Consider the following 15,799-nt stretch of genomic DNA (forward strand, 5'->3'; position numbering starts at 1 on the left):
CCAAAAGCAAATAGGCCTTACTCGGCTTCGTCCATGGGCGCCGCGTTGAGCAGCGCATAGCCTTGCTCGCCAAGACGGGCGTAGAGGTCGAGCTGGGTTTCGAGAAAATCAACATGGCCTTCCTCGTCGGCGATCAACTCTTCGAACAGCGATTTCGACACATGGTCGCCGACAGATTCACAATAGCTGCGCGCCTCATTGTAGAGTTTCAGCGCGTCCTGCTCGCCGGCGAGATCCGCCTCGAGCGTTTCTTTCGGGGTTTCGCCGATCCGCAGGGGGTCGAGCTTTTGCAAATTCGGGTGGCCTTCGAGAAAGATGATCCGGTCGATCAGCTTATCGGCGTGGTTCATCTCTTCGATGCTTTCCTCGCGCGATTTCTTGGCCATTTTCGCCAGACCCCAATCGGCCTGAAGTCGGAAGTGCAGCCAGTATTGGGAAACGGCGGTCAGTTCGGACCGGAGTGCTGCGTTCAGGTACTCAATGACCTTGGCGTCGCCTTTCATGGGATTATCCTCTTTTGCGGTGGTCTTTCAGCCCGCGCAATTCGGCAGGCACCTTGAGGTTATCATTCTGACGCATAGAGGAAAGGAAAAGCGACATGCAGTTGCCGCAATCGGGGGATTTCCCCAGAGCGCGGTAAACTTTGCCGGGGGTGATGATCGTCTCAGGGTCAGAGGCCCGCATCCAGTCGATGGCGGCATGGATGTCGCGGTCGGTGATGGCGTTACAGGAACAGACGATCATGATCTCGGCTCTCGTTGGAGTGGGAAAAGGCGGCGCTCGATGCGCCGCCCCGAAGTGTATTTACTGGAAAACAGCGTCCGGGTTGTCGAGGCTGTCGGAGCCTTCGACTTCGATCTCGGAGGCGGACAAAACGCTCACGGCACGCTCAATCTCGCGGGTCTGGGCGACCAGCGCATCGACGGCGGACATGATCAGCTCTTCGCCCGCTTCATTGCCGCGTGCCAGCATCTGGTCATAGGAGAACCCGGATTCAGCCGCCGCCTTGATCTCGCCCAGCTCGGCCATGGTGTGGTCCAGAGCGTGGCCCAGATCGTTCGAGAGGCCAGCGTCTTTCTCGGCCAAAAGGCTCGCGAGGCTCTCGCCTTTCACCTGCGTGCCATCGACGCGCATGTATTTGCCGAAATAGACATTGTGGATGCCCATGCCGTCATAGAAATGCGAGTTGTGGGTGTTGTCGGAGAAGCAATCGTGCTCTTCTTCGGGGTCGTTCAGCATGACGCCAAGCTTCATGCGTTCGCCCGCCTGTTCGCCGTAGGACAGCGAGCCCATGCCGGTGAGCATCGCGGTGATGCCCGCGGCCGGATCGTCCACGACAGCCGCACGTGCTTCGCCGCCTTCGGCCCATTGTTCGGTGATCCATTCCAGATCGGAAACCAAAAGTTTGGTCGCGGAGACAAGGTATTCCGCACGACGCTCACAGTTGCCGCCGGTGCAATCCTCACCCGTCAGGTAATCGGTGTAAGGACGTGCGCCCGCACCGTGATCGGTGCCGTTCAGGTCCTGACCCCAGAGCAGGAATTCGATGGCGTGATAGCCGGTCGCCACATTGGCCTCGACCTCATCGGCCTCGTGCAGCGTCTCGGCAAGAAACTCAGGCGTGATCGCGGAGGCGTCCACGGTTTCACCGGAAAGTTCGAAAGACGGCGTAGCGATGACGTTCAGAGCGGCCAGCGGGTTCTCGTCGGTCGCACCGCCGTAGGAGCCATCCACATAGTCGATCAGACCCTCGTCCAAAGGCCAAGCGTTCACCTTGCCCTCCCAATCGTCGACGATGGCGTTGCCGAAACGGTAAACCTCGGATTGCTGGTAGGGCACGCGGGCCTCGAGCCATGCGGCTTTGGCAGCGGCCAGCGTCAGATCGGAGGGGGACGCGACGAAATCCGCGATGGCGGCGTCCAATTCCTGCGCCTTGATCAGGCTATCGCCATAGACGGCGTGGGCCATGTCGGCATAGTTGCTCACAACTTCGGCTTCGCCCGCAAAAGCGGCGGCCGGAAGCGTGGCTGCGATCATGGCCGTCATCATACGTTTCATGTGGTTTTGTCCCTCTGTCTCCCCCGCCTTGGTCCTAACGGCGGGGCCTTCCAATCTACGTGCCGTGACACGCCTGACACTCTACAAGGGATTAACTGACTTCTTTGGTAAGATATGTCAATCCTGATTGTTTTAATAGGAATATGACAGATGCGTCAGAGGGCCTGCGCAAATCGCATGACCCTCTTTTTTTTGCCGTTTAGTCAAGCGTTTGCCGATACCGCCGCAAAGCAATCGCCACAACGACCACAAGGATCACCGCGATCGCCGCCATATTCCCCGCCACCTCCGGCAGCCCCCCGCCCTTGAGCATCACCTTGCGCACGAGGCGCAGGAAATGCGTTGCGGGAATCGCCGTGCCGAGGCTCTGCGCCCAGCCGGGCATAGCGGAAAACGGGAACATGAAGCCGGACAAAAGAACCGTTGGAAGGATAGTGAAAAACGACAATTGCATCGCCTGCATCTGCGTGCGCGCCACGGTCGAGACCAGAAATCCGATGGCGAGATTGACGATGATATAGAGATTAAAGCCCAAGAAGAACGCCAGAAACGAGCCGGAAAACGGCACGTTGAACAGCACCCGCGCAGCGATCAGAAACACGAAGGTCTGGACGTATCCCACGAAAACATAGGGCAAAATCTTGCCCAGCATCACCTCAGAGGCGGTCACGGGCGTCGCGATCAGGCTTTCCATCGTGCCTTTTTCGGTCTCACGCACGATGGCCACGGCGGTGATCAGGATCATCGTCATCGACAGGATCACCGCCAATAGCCCCGGCACGATGTTGATCGAGGTTTCTTCCGACGGATTGAACGCCCTGTGCACCACCATCTCGAACGGCGGCTCGGAACCTGCCGCGAAAGACAAAGGCCCCGACAGGCTTTGTTTCATCGCGGTTTCAACCACGCCGTTCATCGCGCCAATCGCACCGCCCGCCGCCACCGGATCGGAGGCATCGACGGTCAGCAAAATCTGTGGGCTTAGCCCCCGGATCATGTCGCGCTCAAACCCCGGCGGCACGGTCAGGATCACCGTTGCGGTGCCGTCTTTCAACGCCTCGGCGCTCTCTAACTCAGAGGTCACAATGCCAATGAAATCGAAGTAATCCGAGGTGTCCATCGCCGCCGTCAGGCTGCGCACCACGGGGCTCTCATCCGCCACCTCGATCAGCGTCGGCAGATTGTGCGGGTCCGTGTCGATCGCGTAGCCAAAGAGCAATAGCTGCATCACCGGCATGCCGATCATCATCGCGAAAGTGACGCGGTCGCGCTTCATCTGGATGAATTCCTTGATCAGCACGCCTAGAAAGCGGGTCCATGAAAACAGACGGTTCATTGGACCTCCTCCGGGGCCGCACCGAAATTGTCCTTCGCGCCGGCCATGAGATAGATAAACGCCTCTTCAAGACCGGCCTTTTTCGCCTGCCAGTCGTAGTCCCCATCCGCCTCGCGCGCCGCCAAAGCATCAAGCGCGGGCTTGTCCGTTCCCGATACATGCAGCTCCGCACCGAAACGGATCACCTGCCCGGCGCCGTCTTCGTGCTTCAGCCGCTCCTCCAAGGCACTCAGATCGGGACCTTTCACCACATAGGTCGACAACCCGATGGTCGTCGGAATGTCTTCCGCCGCGCCATCGATCAGCTTTTTGCCATAGGCGATATAGGCGATGTGATCGCATTGCACCGCCTCGTCCATATAATGAGTGGACACCAGAACCGTCACACCTTTGGCCGCCAAACGTCTGATTTCATCCCAGAAATCCCGCCGCGCCTTGGGGTCCACCCCGGCGGTCGGCTCGTCCAGAAGCAAGAGATCGGGATTGTGGATCATACAGGCGGCCAGCGCCAACCGCTGTTTCCAGCCACCTGAGAGCGTGCCCGCCAGTTGCCCCGCCCGGCCCTCAAGCCCCAGATCGCGCACCGCCTCTTCGACCAGACGCTTGCGCCCCGGCATCCCGAACATCCGCGCGACGAAATCGAGGTTCTCGGCGATGGTCAGGTCTTCGTAGAGCGAAAACTTCTGAGTCATGTAACCGACGCGTTTCTTGATCTCGCGGCTCTCATTGAGAATGTCGAGACCAAGGCACTGCCCCGCGCCGCCATCCGGCGTCAAAAGCCCGCACATCATGCGGATCGTCGTGGTTTTGCCCGATCCGTTCGGCCCGAGAAAGCCATAAATCGCGCCCTTTTTGACCTCCATATCGAAGTCATCGACGACTTTGCGGTCACCAAAAACCTTGGTCAGGCCGGTGACGGAAATGGCGACATCCTCCATGCTTCACTCCTCCACAGCGGCGGAGGCATCGACCGTGATCGGCTGGCCCGGCAACACGCCCTGCGGGTCGATCACCTCGGCCTCGATGCGGTAGACGAGCCGCCCGCGTTCGGCCTTGGTGTAAAGGATCGGCGGCGTGTATTGCGGGTCAGAGGCCAGCCTTGTGATCTTGGCGCTGAGCCCCGGCGCGCAGCCCTCGCAGGACAGCGCGACAACATCACCGGGGCTCAGATCGGCGCGCTCATATTCGGGCACGAAAAACAGCGCGGTCATCTGTCCCGGCGGCAAAAGCGACACCACGGGCGCACCGCTGGCGGCCACCTCGCCCGCCTCGAAGAACACCTTTTCCACTTGGCCCGTGACCGGCGCGTAGACCTTGCGGTCGTCCAGATCGGAGCGCGCCAGATCGACCTGCGCGCGCGCCGCATCTACCGCCGCCTCGGCCGCCAACCGTTCGGCATCGCGGGCAGGCAATTCAGCCACTTTCAATTCGGCCTCAAGCCGCGTCACCGCCGCCTGCGCCTCATCCACGGCGGCCTGTTGATCGTCCACCGTGGCCTGTGTCGTGGCGCCTCGGGCCAAAAGCGTTTCCGAGCGCGTCAGCCGGGTCTGCGCGATGTCCAGCGCCACGCGCGCCTGATTAAGCGACGCCCGGATCACATCCGTTTCCGCCTGCCGCGAGCCGGTCGAGAGGTTCTCAAACTGCGCCTCGGCCTGCGCCAATTGCGCCTCAGCCGAACGAAGTGCGGCACGGGTCTGGTCGTCGTCCAAAGCAAAAATCAGCGCGCCTTTGGCGACATGATCGCCCTCGGAGACCGCGATGGTGTCGATCCGCCCGCCCGAAGCCGGCGCCGCATAGGTGAAATCGCCCTCGATGTAGCCGTCATAGACATAGGGCGGCGTGTCGAGAAACCCGGGGTAGATCGCCGCGATGACAGAGGTCAGCCAGCTTGGAAGATCAGCCATTTTGCGGCTCCTTTTCGGTATGAGGATCGGTGGGGAGAGGCTCCAAGCCCGCAAAGAGCAGGGTCAGATGGGTGTCGATCAGATCGGGAATGCGCAGATCTTTGGGCCGATCATTGGGCGCGTCACTGTCGGGCCAGATGTCGAACACATCCGCCAAAAGCACATGCATTAGAAACGGTCCAAGCACACAGCGGACGGCCATCTCCGGGTCAACTTTACGAATATAGCCGCCCTCCATGCCCTGCCGAAACAGCGCAACCAGCGCGGGCAAGGCACGCCCGATGACGCGCTCGCGATACATCGTGGCAAGCTTTGGATGGGTTGGCGCCTCGCGGATCACCAGCTTCGGCACGGCCAGAATGCGCGGGTCGGACATGCGCGCCATGAACAGAGGCGCGATCTGGCGCAGGATCTCGCGCGGATCGCCTTGAAAGCCGCCGATCTGGTCGACCACCTCGCCCACGATCACACCGACAGCCCGGTCTACCAGCGCCTCGATCACCGCGTCTTTCGAAGAAAAATAGAGATAGACCGCGCCTTTCGAGACCCCCGCCCGCGTGGCGATATCCTCGACCCTTGTGCGGTCGAACCCCTTCTCAACAAAGAGGTCCAAGGCGGCGTCGAGGATTTCATCCGGGCGCGCCTCTTTGCGGCGGCGGAATTTGGGGGCCGCCTCTGGCGTTGTGTCTTCGGACATCCGGACCTCCCGAGTTGTAATGACATTAACTAACTGACCAGTCATTTATTTAAATTCAGCATAAAAGTAAAGCCCGAACCCTACACCCCAAACGCAAGTATCCTGCGTAACGCCCGAAGATGCCCATCCCCTGCGACATTTCGCTTCAATTAAAGAGGCAAGAAAATCATGGCGGCGCGCGATGACCGCATCACGCCGAAGTCCTCGTATATCGCGACGCTGACGACGAGCTGCGCTATCGTCAGCCCACCCAAAGGCGTCCCGAATAAGCTGCGGAGATTTTGGAGCGGGAGCAATCGGGCGGTCTCGACAAATACCGCATCTATGAGGAATTTGACGAACTGGAAAAAGGTCCGGACCCGAACCAAGTGATGGGAACGAGGGTCATTTTGAGACCTCTGACCTTGGTCAGAAAACATAGATGACCAAAGTCAGATAATAGAATTTTCTTTAATCGTTAAACCAATTGAGCGATCCCTATCGCCCATGGACTCAGCAATTTCGCGTGCCCCACAGGCCTGCGCAGGGCCGATATTTTGCCTCAAATCGGTCACGTATTTCGAAAACATCCTGAAAACTCACACGTAAAAGTGACTCCTCTGCCGGAACAGCTTGCGTTTTTATGTGTTTGACCTAGGAAGGTGAAATTCGAGGCTGCCACCTCATCCATCACTACGCTCTGCTCAGTCGTAAAGGAATTCGTCATGTTAACCCGTCGCCATTTCATCCAAACCTCCACCGCGCTGTTTAGCGCCACGGCACTTGGAACAGTGGCTGCCACGCCCGCCATGGCCGCCACCAAAAGCGATTGGGACCGCTGGGATGCGCAGGTGACGCCTGCGGATTTCAACCTCGAGACCACGAACCCTTGGGGTCTGCACAGCCGGTTCTTGCCGCGTCGCGTCGAGGCGAAAGACGGTCTGCGGACGGGCGACATCCATGTCGATGCCGTTGCGCGCTACCTCTACCTCGTCGAAGACGGCGGCACCGCGATGCGCTACGGCGTGGCGATCGGGCGGGACGGGCTTTACACGCCCGGCACCTACACGATCCGCCGCAAGGCGAAATGGCCGAGCTGGACGCCGACCCCCGCGATGATCAAACGCGAGCCGGAAACCTACGCGCAATTTGCCGACGGCATGGACCCGGGTCCGCGCAACGCCTTGGGGTCTCGCGCGCTTTATCTCTATGTCGGCAATCGCGACACCTATCTGCGCATCCACGGCACGCCCTACCCGCGGTCCATCGGCACTCGCGCCAGCTCCGGTTGTGTGCGCATGGTGATGGCGCATGTCATTGATCTTTATGACCGGGCAAACACCGGCGTAACCGCGCATCTCTACCCGGCAGAGCATTACGTGACCGCGACCAGCTAAGCCGCACCCAATTCAATTCAGAGCACCGAACAGAACAAAAAAGGCAGGCTCTTACGCCTGCCTTTTTTATGTCGTCATGTGAAGGGGATCACATCGCGGTTTCAAGCGTCGCCGGTGCCGCAGTGCAGATCGGGCGACCGTTTTTCGCACGCAGCGGCAACAAGGTCGTCTCGACCGGGCCGTCGTGACGATACCAGTAACAGCCATCTTCCGGGTTGATCTGTACAGCCGCCAAATTCTGGTTCGGCGCAGCCACCTCTGTCAGACCTTCAGGCAACTCCTGAAGATAGCCTTCGGATGTCAAAGGAGCCTCACACCCCGCCAAGGCCAAAAGCCCCCCCACCAAGAGCAGATATTTCATCGACCTTCGTCCTTTCGCAGTCTTCTCATACGTATGAGCCCCTTAAAGCCCTTTGTGAAACGCCGTGAAACAGGTTTTCGTTCAAAAATCGCACAACTTTGCACAGGTGTGGGTCTTTTGCCATGACCGCTGCCATGAGCGCGCGCGTCAATTCACCGGAGTCGGCAGGGGCGCGCCCGCGAAATAGGCGGTCAGATTGGCACATTGCAGCATCGACATATCCCGGCGGGTTTCCACGGTAGAGGAGGCCTGATGCGGTTGTAAAAGCACATTTGGAAGCGCGATCAGACGCGGGTTCACATGTGGCTCATTGTAAAAAACATCAAGCCCCGCCCCCGCGATGTCGCCCGCTTCCAAGGCCTCGATCAGCGCATCTTCATCGATACAGGTGCCGCGTGCGATGTTGATCACCACACCTCGGGGACCGAGCGCCCGGATCGCCTCACGCGAGAGATAGCCTTTGGTGTTTTCCCCACCGACCACAGCCACGACCAGCCAATCAACCGCCTCAGCGAGCGCCACGACGTCTTCGCCATGATAGGTCCAACCCTCCGGCGTGTCCTTTGCGCTGCGCGAGGTGTAATGCACCGGCATGCCAAAACCCGCGCAACGGTCCGCGATGGCGCGCCCGATACGGCCCATGCCCGCGATCCCCACAGGGGCACCGGACATTTTGCGGTTTAAAGGCAAATCCTTACCCTTGCCCCAAGTGCCGTCCCGCACCCAGCCGTCGCCACGGACGATCTCACGCGACCAGGCGAGCATCATCGCCAGCGCCAGATCGGCCACATCTTCGTTCAAGACATCCGGCGTGTTGGTCACCGTAATGCCCCGCGCAGTGGCCGCCGCCACGTCGATGGCATCATAACCGACGCCAAACTGCGAAATAATTTCGAGGTTCGGAAACAGATCCATCTGCGCCCCGTCGAGGGTTTTGTGCCCCTTGTTCGCGATGGCACGCACGCCCATCCGCGCCTCTTCGGACAAAGCGGCGCGCTCGTCGGGGGTGCCCGCATAGACCACCTCCCCCACATCCTCGATCCGGGCAAGTTCGTCTGCGGTAAAATAGGGGGCGGAGACGAGGATAGCGGCTTGGGGCATGGTCGGCCTTTCTGAATGCGGGACAACTTGGTGCTTTCGTCCTAACCCGTTTCGCCACCATGCGGAAACAGGCTTTCGCGCCCAAGGGTATGTTTTTCTACAAACAGAACCGGCGCAATCGAGGCACTGTTGACAAAGGCGTGACGTTTTCCAGGCCATAAAGATGCCCCGCAACACACAGACCTTGAGAAAATCTATGACGAGGTGATACGCTCAAATGGGGTCTGATCCGCGACCAAAGTCTTATTGATTTTTCCGCTTCCTCCGTGTCGCGGTCGCCTTGTTGTAAGCATCGAAAAAGACCGGAAAAAACGTGTAAAAAACGCTGACCCTCTCTTGACCCCCGCTTTGACGCGTATATACAGCGTATAGGCAAAACAGGATGGCACCATGTCGCCCAAGACCAAGAAAGACAGCACCCTGATCATCCGCCTGCCAAAGGCGGACAGGGATGAGTTCGTGGCGCTTTGCGAAGATATGGACACCTCCGCCTCGCGCGAATTGCGCGACCATATCCGAAAATTCCTCAAGAAGAATTCCAAGAAAGGATCGTGACCCGTGAAGACGCTTCTCGTCGCCAACAGCAAAGGTGGCTCCGGCAAGACGATGACAGCGATCACGCTCGCGGCCGCCCTCAAAGCCGCAGGGCGCAAGGTCGCGCTGGCCGATGCCGATCCGCAGCAATCCGCCCGGATGTGGGGCAAACGCCGCTCGGCCTATGCCGCGCATATCCCGGTGCTCGATTGGTCCGGGGAAGCACAGCCCTCGGTGCCGAAAAAGACCGAATGGCTGGTGATCGACAGCGGCGCGGGGCTTGAGGCGGAGGACGCCAAACCCTTTCTGAAAGAGGCCGATTTCATGGTCACGCCGGTGATGCCCTCGATGTTCGACGAGCTGGCGGTCAAAGGGTTTCTGAAAACGCTGCGTGATCTGAAACGCATCCGTAAGGAGAAAGTCGACATCCTCCCCATCGGGTCGCGCATCGACCCGCGGCGCAAGGATGGGCGGTTGTTGAAAGAGTTTCTCGAGGCCAACGGGCAGGAGATCGTCACGATGATTTCCGAACGCGCCGCCTATGTCGATCTGGCGCGCGAAGGGCTATCGATTTTCGACCAGAGCCAGGCGAAATACGCGCCGATGAAAGAGCAATGGGCCCCGGTGCTCAAACGCATGGGCGTCAAGCTCTGACCCTAACATTTTCGGCTTCTGGCTCCATGACCCGCGACGGGGTTTTGCTACTCTGTCACGGTGATGTCACGCGCTGCTCCTAAACCCGCGTATGACCAATGGAGCCTGCCATGATCCCATCCGCCTTCACCGCCCCCGGCCGTTTCTATCGCGGCAATCTGCACACCCATTCGAACCGCTCTGACGGCGCGCTGGACCCTGCCGAGGTCTGCCGCCGCTATAAGGCGGAAGGCTATGATTTCATTGCCCTGACGGACCATTTCGTCGGCCTCTATGACTATCCTCTGGTGGACACGACCGCCTTTCGCGACGAGGGATTTACGACGCTCTTCGGCGCCGAGCTGCATTCCGGCGCGATGGAGAATGGCGAGCTGTGGCACATTCTTGCGGTCGGGCTGCCCTTGGAGTTCGCCCGCTCGCATTCCCCGGCCTTTGTCCCTGTGGACGGTCAGGAAAGCGGACCGGAGTTGGCGCAGCGGGCACGCGATGCGGGCGCTTTCGTTGCCGTCGCGCATCCGCAGTGGTCGGGGATGAGCCTTTCCGATGCGCGCTCAATTGAGGCGGCCCATGCGGTCGAGATTTACAACCACGGCTGCGCCATGGGGTGCGACCGGGCGGATGGGGCGTTTTATGCCGATCTGTTGTTGTCCGAGGGTCGCGACCTGACGGTAATTGCCACCGATGACGCGCATTTCACCGAACCCGATCACTTCGGCGGCTGGGTCATGGTCAAAGCGGAAACACTCACCCCCGAGGCCCTGTTAGCGGCGCTCAAACGCGGCGAGTTTTATAGCAGCCAAGGCCCGGAACTGCGCCAGATCGAGGTGACAGAGAAAGCCGTTACCGTGGACTGTAGCGCGGTCTCTTCGGTCATCGTCCAAGGCCACGGCTCGGCAGCAATGGCACTGCATGGCGAAAGCCTGACCCGCGCCGAGGTGCCTTTGATGCGGTTTCACAAAAGCCCTTGGATTCGGATCACTGTGATGGACCGGGCAGGCAAACGGGCTTGGTCGAACCCGATGCCAAACCCGGATTTTAAGGGCTGAGCCGCGCGAAAGCCGAAAAAACAGGCACGCGCCGTGGCTGCAAATTAAGCAGGCACCACCGCCGTCACCTCGACCTCGACCTTGAACTCTTCGCGGGTAAACCCGGTGACGATCAAAAGCGTCGAGGCGGGTTTCACCGCCACATCCGCCAGCCAGGCATCGCGCACCGCCATATAGGTCGGAAAGTCCTCGCGGGCAGTCACAAAGCCGCTCACGCGCACCACCGTGTCACGGCTCACGCCCGCCTCCTGCAAAATCGCGTCGATATTGGCGAAACACTGTTCTGCTTGGGCTTTGACGCCTTCGGGACAGGTGCCATCGGGCGCCAGACCAAGTTGACCTGACGTCACGATGATCTGCCCTGCGGGGGCGGAGGCGATGCCATGCGAATAGGCACCAAAGGGCGCGGCGATGGAGGATGGGGTCAGGGCTTTGTGCATGGAATGCTCCGGGGATGAGTCTCTGTCAGATTCGCCAAATGGCCGTTTTGTGATGCCAGTCCTGGGCCTTGAGCGCCGCCATTGTGTACAATTCCGCATCCGATTTTCCCACCCAACGCCTGATATTTGACCAATCGGCCAGAATTTCGCCCTCTATTTCGGCATTTGCAGATTGTGCACAAGAACCCGCCCCGCGCCTGCTGCTCTCTCTCCATGAGGCTCACTAACGTGGGGGTCGGAATTTCACCCACGGAGAATTTACATGACCATGAAACGCGTCCTCGCGGGGCTGACCCTTGCCGCGACCACGTCCACCATTGCGCTCACCGGAGCCATGGCTCAAGACCTCACCCCGGTCTCTTTCGGCACCAACTGGTTGGCGCAGGCCGAGCACGGCGGCTATTACCAAGCCGTGGCCGACGGCACCTATGCGGAGTGTGGCCTCGACGTCACCATTCAGCCCGGCGGCCCGCAGGTGAACAACCGTGCGCTGATGATGGCGGATCGCATTCAGTTCCACATGGGCGGCGATCTGTTGCAGGCCTTCAACGCCGCCAAAGAGGGCATTCCGGTCGTGGCCGTGGCCGCCACCTTCCAGAAACACCCGCAGGTGATCATCGCGCATCCGGGTGTGGCCGAGACGTTCGAAGACCTGAAGAAAACCACGCTTTTGATCGGCGACAACGGTTTTGCGTCTTACTATCAGTGGATGATCGCCGCTTACGGCTTCACGGTCGAACAGCGCGAGCCCTACACGTTCAACCCGGCGCCCTTCCTCGCCGATGAGACGAAATCCATGCAGGGGTTCCTGTCGTCGGAGCCCTATGTGATCGAGAAAGAGGGCGGTTTTACCCCCGACGTCTTCCTGATCGCGGACGCCGGTTATTCGACCTATGCGACCACCATCGAGACGATGCAAAAGACCATCGACGAGAGCCCCGAGGCGGTGAAATGTTTCGTCGATGGCTCGGCGATCGGATGGTACAACTACCTCTATAACGACAACTCCGCCGCCAATGAGATGATCATGGCCGACAACCCGGACATGACGCAGGACAAGATCGATTTCGCGATTGAGAAGATGAAATCCGAAGGCATCGTCGACAGCGGCGACGCGCTTGAGCGGGGCATCGGGGCGATGACCGACGAGAAGATTGCGGATTTCTACGACAAGATGGTCGACGCGGGCGTCATTGAGGCCGGGCTGGATTACTCCGCCGCCTACACGTTGGACTTCACCAACGCAAAAGTCGGCATGGACCTGAAATAAGATCCACTTCCCAAAGACATAGCGAGGGCGGCCCCCGCTTTTTACCGCCCTCGCCTCCTTTGATTTCGAAAGACGCACATGACCCTCCCTTCTTCCATTCCCCCCATGGGCCAACGCGACAAACTGTTGGAGATGTCCAATGTGGACAAGGTCTTCGGCGGTACGGTCGTGGCGCTCAAGGATATGAATCTTACCGTGAACCAAGGCGATTTCATTTCGCTTTTGGGACCGTCGGGCTGTGGCAAATCCACGGCTTTGCGGCTGATTTCCGGGCTGATGCGCCCGACCTCCGGGCATATCAACTGGGAAGGCGGGCAAAACTCCGGCGATCTGGGCGTGGTGTTTCAGGAACCGACGCTGATGCCCTGGGCCACGGTCGAACAGAACGTCTGGCTGCCCTTCCGACTGCGCGGCAAATCCATCGCGGATGTCCAAGACGAGATCATGTGGGCACTCAAGATGGTGGGCTTGGAGAAGTTCCAAAAGAGCTACCCGCGCGAGCTGTCGGGCGGCATGAAAATGCGCGTCTCCATCGCGCGCTCGCTGGTGACCGAGCCTCGCCTGATCCTGATGGATGAGCCTTTCGCGGCCTTGGACGAGATCACTCGTCACAAGCTGAACAACGACCTGTTGGAGCTGCGCGACAAATTGAAATGCACGGTGATTTTCGTCACCCACTCGGTGTTTGAGAGCGTCTTCCTGTCGGACCGCATCGTCGTCATGGCGGCGCGCCCCGGTCGGGTGTCGTCCGAAGTCACGGTCGACGCCCCCTACCCGCGCACCGAGGAATTCCGCACCTCTGCAGACTACGCGGAACTGTGCCGCAAGGCTTCTGAGGCGCTGCATGGCGCAATGAATGAACATGGCGCGAGGGCCTCGGCATGAGCACGACAGATATGAACACCGCATCCATCGTGGACGAAGAAGAGCTGCGCTACGCCCGTGCAGAAAAGCGCGAAAAGATCGCCAAATGGGTCCTCCCCGTGGTGGTGATTGCGCTGGCGGTTTTCCTCTGGGACCGCATGGTGGTGTGGAACAATATTCCGCATTACATCTTGCCGGGGCCGGGATTGGTGCTTGAGACGCTGATCCAGGATTGGGGCATGCTCTCAGACGCTCTGATTGTGACACTCAAAATCACCCTCGCGGCTTTGGCCGTCGCGGTGATCGGTGGCGTGGGTCTCGCGATCCTCTTCACCCAGTCGCGCTATTTCGAGATGTCGTTCTACCCCTTCGCCGTCATCTTGCAGGTGACGCCGGTGGTCTCGATCGCGCCCCTGATCTTCATCTATGTCGACAGTCGGATCGCGGGGCTGCTCTTGTGTGCCTGGATCGTGGCGTTTTTCCCGATCCTGTCGAACACGACACTCGGCCTCAATTCGACCGACCACAACCTGCGCGATCTTTACAAAATCTATGGCGCCACGCGGTGGCAACGGCTGCGCTATTTGCAACTGCCGACCGCTCTGCCCTACTTTCTGGGCGGGCTTCGCATCGCCGGTGGCCTGTCCCTGATCGGGGCCGTGGTGGCCGAATATGTCGCGGGCACCGGTGGCATCGGATCGGGGCTTGCGTTTCGCATCCTTGAGGCCGGGTATCGCCTCAACATTCCGCGCATGTTCGCGGCCCTTCTTCTGATCGCGGCGACAGGTGTCGTGATCTTCACCGCAGCCTCTTTGCTCTCTCATGCATTGCTGCACAAATGGCACGAAAGTGCGATCAAACGGGAGTCATAAGGACTTATATGAGCTTTTGCGTTCTGCCCAGCGGCGCGAAGACACTTCGAAATGTCACGGTCCCGGCCAGCCTCATCGGCCAATCCGGGGACCTCATCAACACCGATCTCACGATCACAAATGGAAAGATCACGCAAACGGACGCTGGGCAACCGGTCGAAACCGTGATCGATATGAAAGGGGCGATGGTCTTTCCGGCCTTCGTCGATATGCACACGCATCTCGACAAGGGTCACATCTGGCCGCGCGCCTCGAACCCCGATGGCTCCTTTATGGGGGCGTTGGAGACCGTTCACGCGGATCACGCCAATTGGACCGCAGCGGATGTCGAAGCCCGGATGGATTTCGCGCTGCGCTGCGCCTATGCCCATGGCACCAAAGCCATCCGCACCCATATCGACAGCCTTGATGCGCTGGCGTCTTCGTCCTTTGGAGTGGTCAAACGGATGCAAGACAAATGGGCCGGAAAGATCGAGCTACAGGCCTCCTGTCTGGTGGCCATCGACAAGATTTTCAAGGATCAGGGCGACTTCCCGGCCATTGCGAAAATCGTCGCGGACGCCGGGCAAATCTTGGGCTCTGTCACCTACCCGGTGCCGGATCTAAAAGAGCGTTTGTTGGATTTCTTCCACTTCGCGGTGATGTATGATCTCGACGTCGATTTCCATGTGGACGAGACCGACGACCCCACCTCTGACACACTGCGCACGATTGCGGAGACGGTGATTGAGCTGGGCTTTAAAAACCGCGTCACCGTGGGCCATTGCTGTTCCATTTCGGTGATGCCCGACGAGGTGGCCGATGAGATCATCGCGCTTGTCGCAAAGGCCGGTCTCAACGTCGTCTCCCTGCCGATGTGCAACATGTATCTGCAAGACCGTTACAAAGGCCGCACGCCCCGTTGGCGTGGCGTGACCATGGCGCATGAGCTGAACACGGCGGGGGTCAATGTCTCCTTCGCCTCGGACAACACCCGCGATCCGTTCTACGCCTATGGCGATCTCGACATGATCGAGGTGATGCGCGAAGCGACGCGAATTTGCCACCTCGACCACACCGATGTGCCTTGGGTGAACGCCTTTCTGACCAATCCGGCGCGGGCCTGTGGGTTTGACACTCCGAGCCTGACGGTGGGCGCCCCCGCCGATCTGGTCATTTGCAACGCACGCGGCTGGACCGAGCTGTTCGCCCGACCGCAATCCGACAGGGTGGTGCTGCGGGACGGAGATCCCATTGAGCGCACCCTACCGTCTTACTCTGAACTTGATGAGATCGTGAGCTAATAT

The 15,799-nt window shown here is 59.6% G+C and carries 18 protein-coding genes; 8 read left to right on the forward strand and 10 right to left on the reverse strand.

The features are described from left to right. Positions 1-17 precede the first annotated feature (17 nt). From bfr to ACN0X0_RS09780, 7 genes are all read right to left on the reverse strand, one after another. A complete protein-coding gene (gene bfr / locus ACN0X0_RS09750; protein WP_417278996.1) occupies positions 18-503 on the reverse strand; it encodes a bacterioferritin in 486 nt (161 codons plus the stop codon). A gap of 4 nt (positions 504-507) precedes the next feature. Further along, a complete protein-coding gene (locus ACN0X0_RS09755) occupies positions 508-744 on the reverse strand; it encodes a (2Fe-2S)-binding protein (RefSeq protein WP_417278997.1) in 237 nt (78 codons plus the stop codon). A 60-nt stretch (positions 745-804) separates the two neighbouring features. After that, positions 805-2,058, reverse strand: coding sequence for an imelysin family protein (locus ACN0X0_RS09760; RefSeq protein WP_417278998.1), 1,254 nt, complete (start codon positions 2,056-2,058; stop codon positions 805-807). A 199-nt stretch (positions 2,059-2,257) separates the two neighbouring features. Next, positions 2,258-3,394: an ABC transporter permease gene (locus tag ACN0X0_RS09765; protein ID WP_417278999.1), complete on the reverse strand. Its 1,137-nt coding sequence runs from the start codon at positions 3,392-3,394 to the stop codon at positions 2,258-2,260. Beyond that, positions 3,391-4,332, reverse strand: a complete 942-nt coding sequence (locus ACN0X0_RS09770; RefSeq protein WP_417279000.1) for an ABC transporter ATP-binding protein — start codon at positions 4,330-4,332, stop codon at positions 3,391-3,393. The genes ACN0X0_RS09765 and ACN0X0_RS09770 overlap by 4 nt, the downstream gene beginning before the upstream one ends. Positions 4,333-4,335: 3 nt before the next feature. Further along, entirely contained in the window at positions 4,336-5,298 is a 963-nt protein-coding gene (locus ACN0X0_RS09775) for an HlyD family secretion protein (RefSeq protein WP_417279001.1), read from the reverse strand. Then, positions 5,291-5,995, reverse strand: coding sequence for a TetR/AcrR family transcriptional regulator (locus ACN0X0_RS09780; protein ID WP_417279002.1), 705 nt, complete (start codon positions 5,993-5,995; stop codon positions 5,291-5,293). Before ACN0X0_RS09780 ends, ACN0X0_RS09775 begins: the two co-directional genes overlap by 8 nt. A 704-nt stretch (positions 5,996-6,699) precedes the next feature. On the opposite strand from ACN0X0_RS09780, the gene ACN0X0_RS09785 reads away from it, so the two are divergent. Then, positions 6,700-7,371: a L,D-transpeptidase gene (locus ACN0X0_RS09785; protein WP_417279003.1), complete on the forward strand. Its 672-nt coding sequence runs from the start codon at positions 6,700-6,702 to the stop codon at positions 7,369-7,371. A gap of 88 nt (positions 7,372-7,459) precedes the next feature. On the opposite strand, the gene ACN0X0_RS09790 is transcribed toward ACN0X0_RS09785, so the two are convergent. Then, entirely contained in the window at positions 7,460-7,732 is a 273-nt protein-coding gene (locus ACN0X0_RS09790; protein ID WP_417263981.1) for a hypothetical protein, read from the reverse strand. Between the two features lie 147 nt (positions 7,733-7,879). Beyond that, a complete protein-coding gene (locus ACN0X0_RS09795) occupies positions 7,880-8,833 on the reverse strand; it encodes a 2-hydroxyacid dehydrogenase (protein WP_417279004.1) in 954 nt (317 codons plus the stop codon). A 390-nt stretch (positions 8,834-9,223) separates the two neighbouring features. Between ACN0X0_RS09795 and ACN0X0_RS09800 the strand changes: the two genes are divergently transcribed. The 3 genes from ACN0X0_RS09800 (at position 9,224) to ACN0X0_RS09810 (ending at position 11,067) form a co-directional block, all read left to right on the forward strand. Next, positions 9,224-9,388, forward strand: a complete 165-nt coding sequence (locus ACN0X0_RS09800; RefSeq protein ID WP_417263979.1) for a hypothetical protein — start codon at positions 9,224-9,226, stop codon at positions 9,386-9,388. A gap of 3 nt (positions 9,389-9,391) precedes the next feature. After that, the gene (locus ACN0X0_RS09805; protein WP_417279005.1) at positions 9,392-10,021 is read left to right on the forward strand and encodes an AAA family ATPase; all 630 of its coding nucleotides are present in this window, start codon (positions 9,392-9,394) and stop codon (positions 10,019-10,021) included. A gap of 110 nt (positions 10,022-10,131) precedes the next feature. After that, entirely contained in the window at positions 10,132-11,067 is a 936-nt protein-coding gene (locus tag ACN0X0_RS09810; protein WP_417279006.1) for a PHP domain-containing protein, read from the forward strand. Between the two features lie 44 nt (positions 11,068-11,111). Here the strand turns inward: ACN0X0_RS09810 and ACN0X0_RS09815 are convergent, their stop codons facing one another. Next, on the reverse strand, positions 11,112-11,507 hold the full coding sequence (locus tag ACN0X0_RS09815) for a RidA family protein (protein WP_417279007.1): 396 nt from the start codon (positions 11,505-11,507) through the stop codon (positions 11,112-11,114). Positions 11,508-11,769: 262 nt separating this feature from the next. Between ACN0X0_RS09815 and ACN0X0_RS09820 the strand changes: the two genes are divergently transcribed. From ACN0X0_RS09820 to ACN0X0_RS09835, 4 genes are all read left to right on the forward strand, one after another. Then, positions 11,770-12,777, forward strand: a complete 1,008-nt coding sequence (locus tag ACN0X0_RS09820; protein ID WP_417279008.1) for an ABC transporter substrate-binding protein — start codon at positions 11,770-11,772, stop codon at positions 12,775-12,777. Positions 12,778-12,855: 78 nt separating this feature from the next. Further along, complete coding sequence (locus ACN0X0_RS09825) at positions 12,856-13,662, forward strand: ABC transporter ATP-binding protein (protein WP_417279009.1); 807 nt, start codon at positions 12,856-12,858, stop codon at positions 13,660-13,662. Continuing rightward, complete coding sequence (locus ACN0X0_RS09830; protein WP_417279010.1) at positions 13,659-14,513, forward strand: ABC transporter permease; 855 nt, start codon at positions 13,659-13,661, stop codon at positions 14,511-14,513. The genes ACN0X0_RS09825 and ACN0X0_RS09830 overlap by 4 nt, the downstream gene beginning before the upstream one ends. Before the next feature lie 8 nt (positions 14,514-14,521). Continuing rightward, positions 14,522-15,796 carry a cytosine deaminase gene (locus tag ACN0X0_RS09835; RefSeq protein ID WP_417279011.1) on the forward strand — a complete coding sequence of 425 codons (1,275 nt, stop codon included), beginning with the start codon at positions 14,522-14,524 and terminating at the stop codon, positions 15,794-15,796. Positions 15,797-15,799 lie beyond the last annotated feature (3 nt).

Origin of the sequence: Celeribacter sp. (assembly GCF_048270365.1) — a bacterium.
Classification (GTDB): domain Bacteria; phylum Pseudomonadota; class Alphaproteobacteria; order Rhodobacterales; family Rhodobacteraceae; genus Celeribacter.

Excerpts from the sequence above, each read along its gene's own strand:
- bfr (WP_417278996.1), bottom strand. The coding sequence starts at position 503 with ATGAAAGGCGACGCCAAGGTCATTGAGTACCTGAACGCAGCACTCCGG.
- ACN0X0_RS09755 (WP_417278997.1), bottom strand. The coding sequence starts at position 744 with ATGATCGTCTGTTCCTGTAACGCCATCACCGACCGCGACATCCATGCC.
- ACN0X0_RS09760 (WP_417278998.1), bottom strand. The coding sequence starts at position 2,058 with ATGAAACGTATGATGACGGCCATGATCGCAGCCACGCTTCCGGCCGCC.
- ACN0X0_RS09765 (WP_417278999.1), bottom strand. The coding sequence starts at position 3,394 with ATGAACCGTCTGTTTTCATGGACCCGCTTTCTAGGCGTGCTGATCAAG.
- ACN0X0_RS09770 (WP_417279000.1), bottom strand. The coding sequence starts at position 4,332 with ATGGAGGATGTCGCCATTTCCGTCACCGGCCTGACCAAGGTTTTTGGT.
- ACN0X0_RS09775 (WP_417279001.1), bottom strand. The coding sequence starts at position 5,298 with ATGGCTGATCTTCCAAGCTGGCTGACCTCTGTCATCGCGGCGATCTAC.
- ACN0X0_RS09780 (WP_417279002.1), bottom strand. The coding sequence starts at position 5,995 with ATGTCCGAAGACACAACGCCAGAGGCGGCCCCCAAATTCCGCCGCCGC.
- ACN0X0_RS09785 (WP_417279003.1), top strand. The coding sequence starts at position 6,700 with ATGTTAACCCGTCGCCATTTCATCCAAACCTCCACCGCGCTGTTTAGC.
- ACN0X0_RS09790 (WP_417263981.1), bottom strand. The coding sequence starts at position 7,732 with ATGAAATATCTGCTCTTGGTGGGGGGGCTTTTGGCCTTGGCGGGGTGT.
- ACN0X0_RS09795 (WP_417279004.1), bottom strand. The coding sequence starts at position 8,833 with ATGCCCCAAGCCGCTATCCTCGTCTCCGCCCCCTATTTTACCGCAGAC.
- ACN0X0_RS09800 (WP_417263979.1), top strand. The coding sequence starts at position 9,224 with ATGTCGCCCAAGACCAAGAAAGACAGCACCCTGATCATCCGCCTGCCA.
- ACN0X0_RS09810 (WP_417279006.1), top strand. The coding sequence starts at position 10,132 with ATGATCCCATCCGCCTTCACCGCCCCCGGCCGTTTCTATCGCGGCAAT.
- ACN0X0_RS09815 (WP_417279007.1), bottom strand. The coding sequence starts at position 11,507 with ATGCACAAAGCCCTGACCCCATCCTCCATCGCCGCGCCCTTTGGTGCC.
- ACN0X0_RS09820 (WP_417279008.1), top strand. The coding sequence starts at position 11,770 with ATGACCATGAAACGCGTCCTCGCGGGGCTGACCCTTGCCGCGACCACG.
- ACN0X0_RS09825 (WP_417279009.1), top strand. The coding sequence starts at position 12,856 with ATGACCCTCCCTTCTTCCATTCCCCCCATGGGCCAACGCGACAAACTG.
- ACN0X0_RS09830 (WP_417279010.1), top strand. The coding sequence starts at position 13,659 with ATGAGCACGACAGATATGAACACCGCATCCATCGTGGACGAAGAAGAG.
- ACN0X0_RS09835 (WP_417279011.1), top strand. The coding sequence starts at position 14,522 with ATGAGCTTTTGCGTTCTGCCCAGCGGCGCGAAGACACTTCGAAATGTC.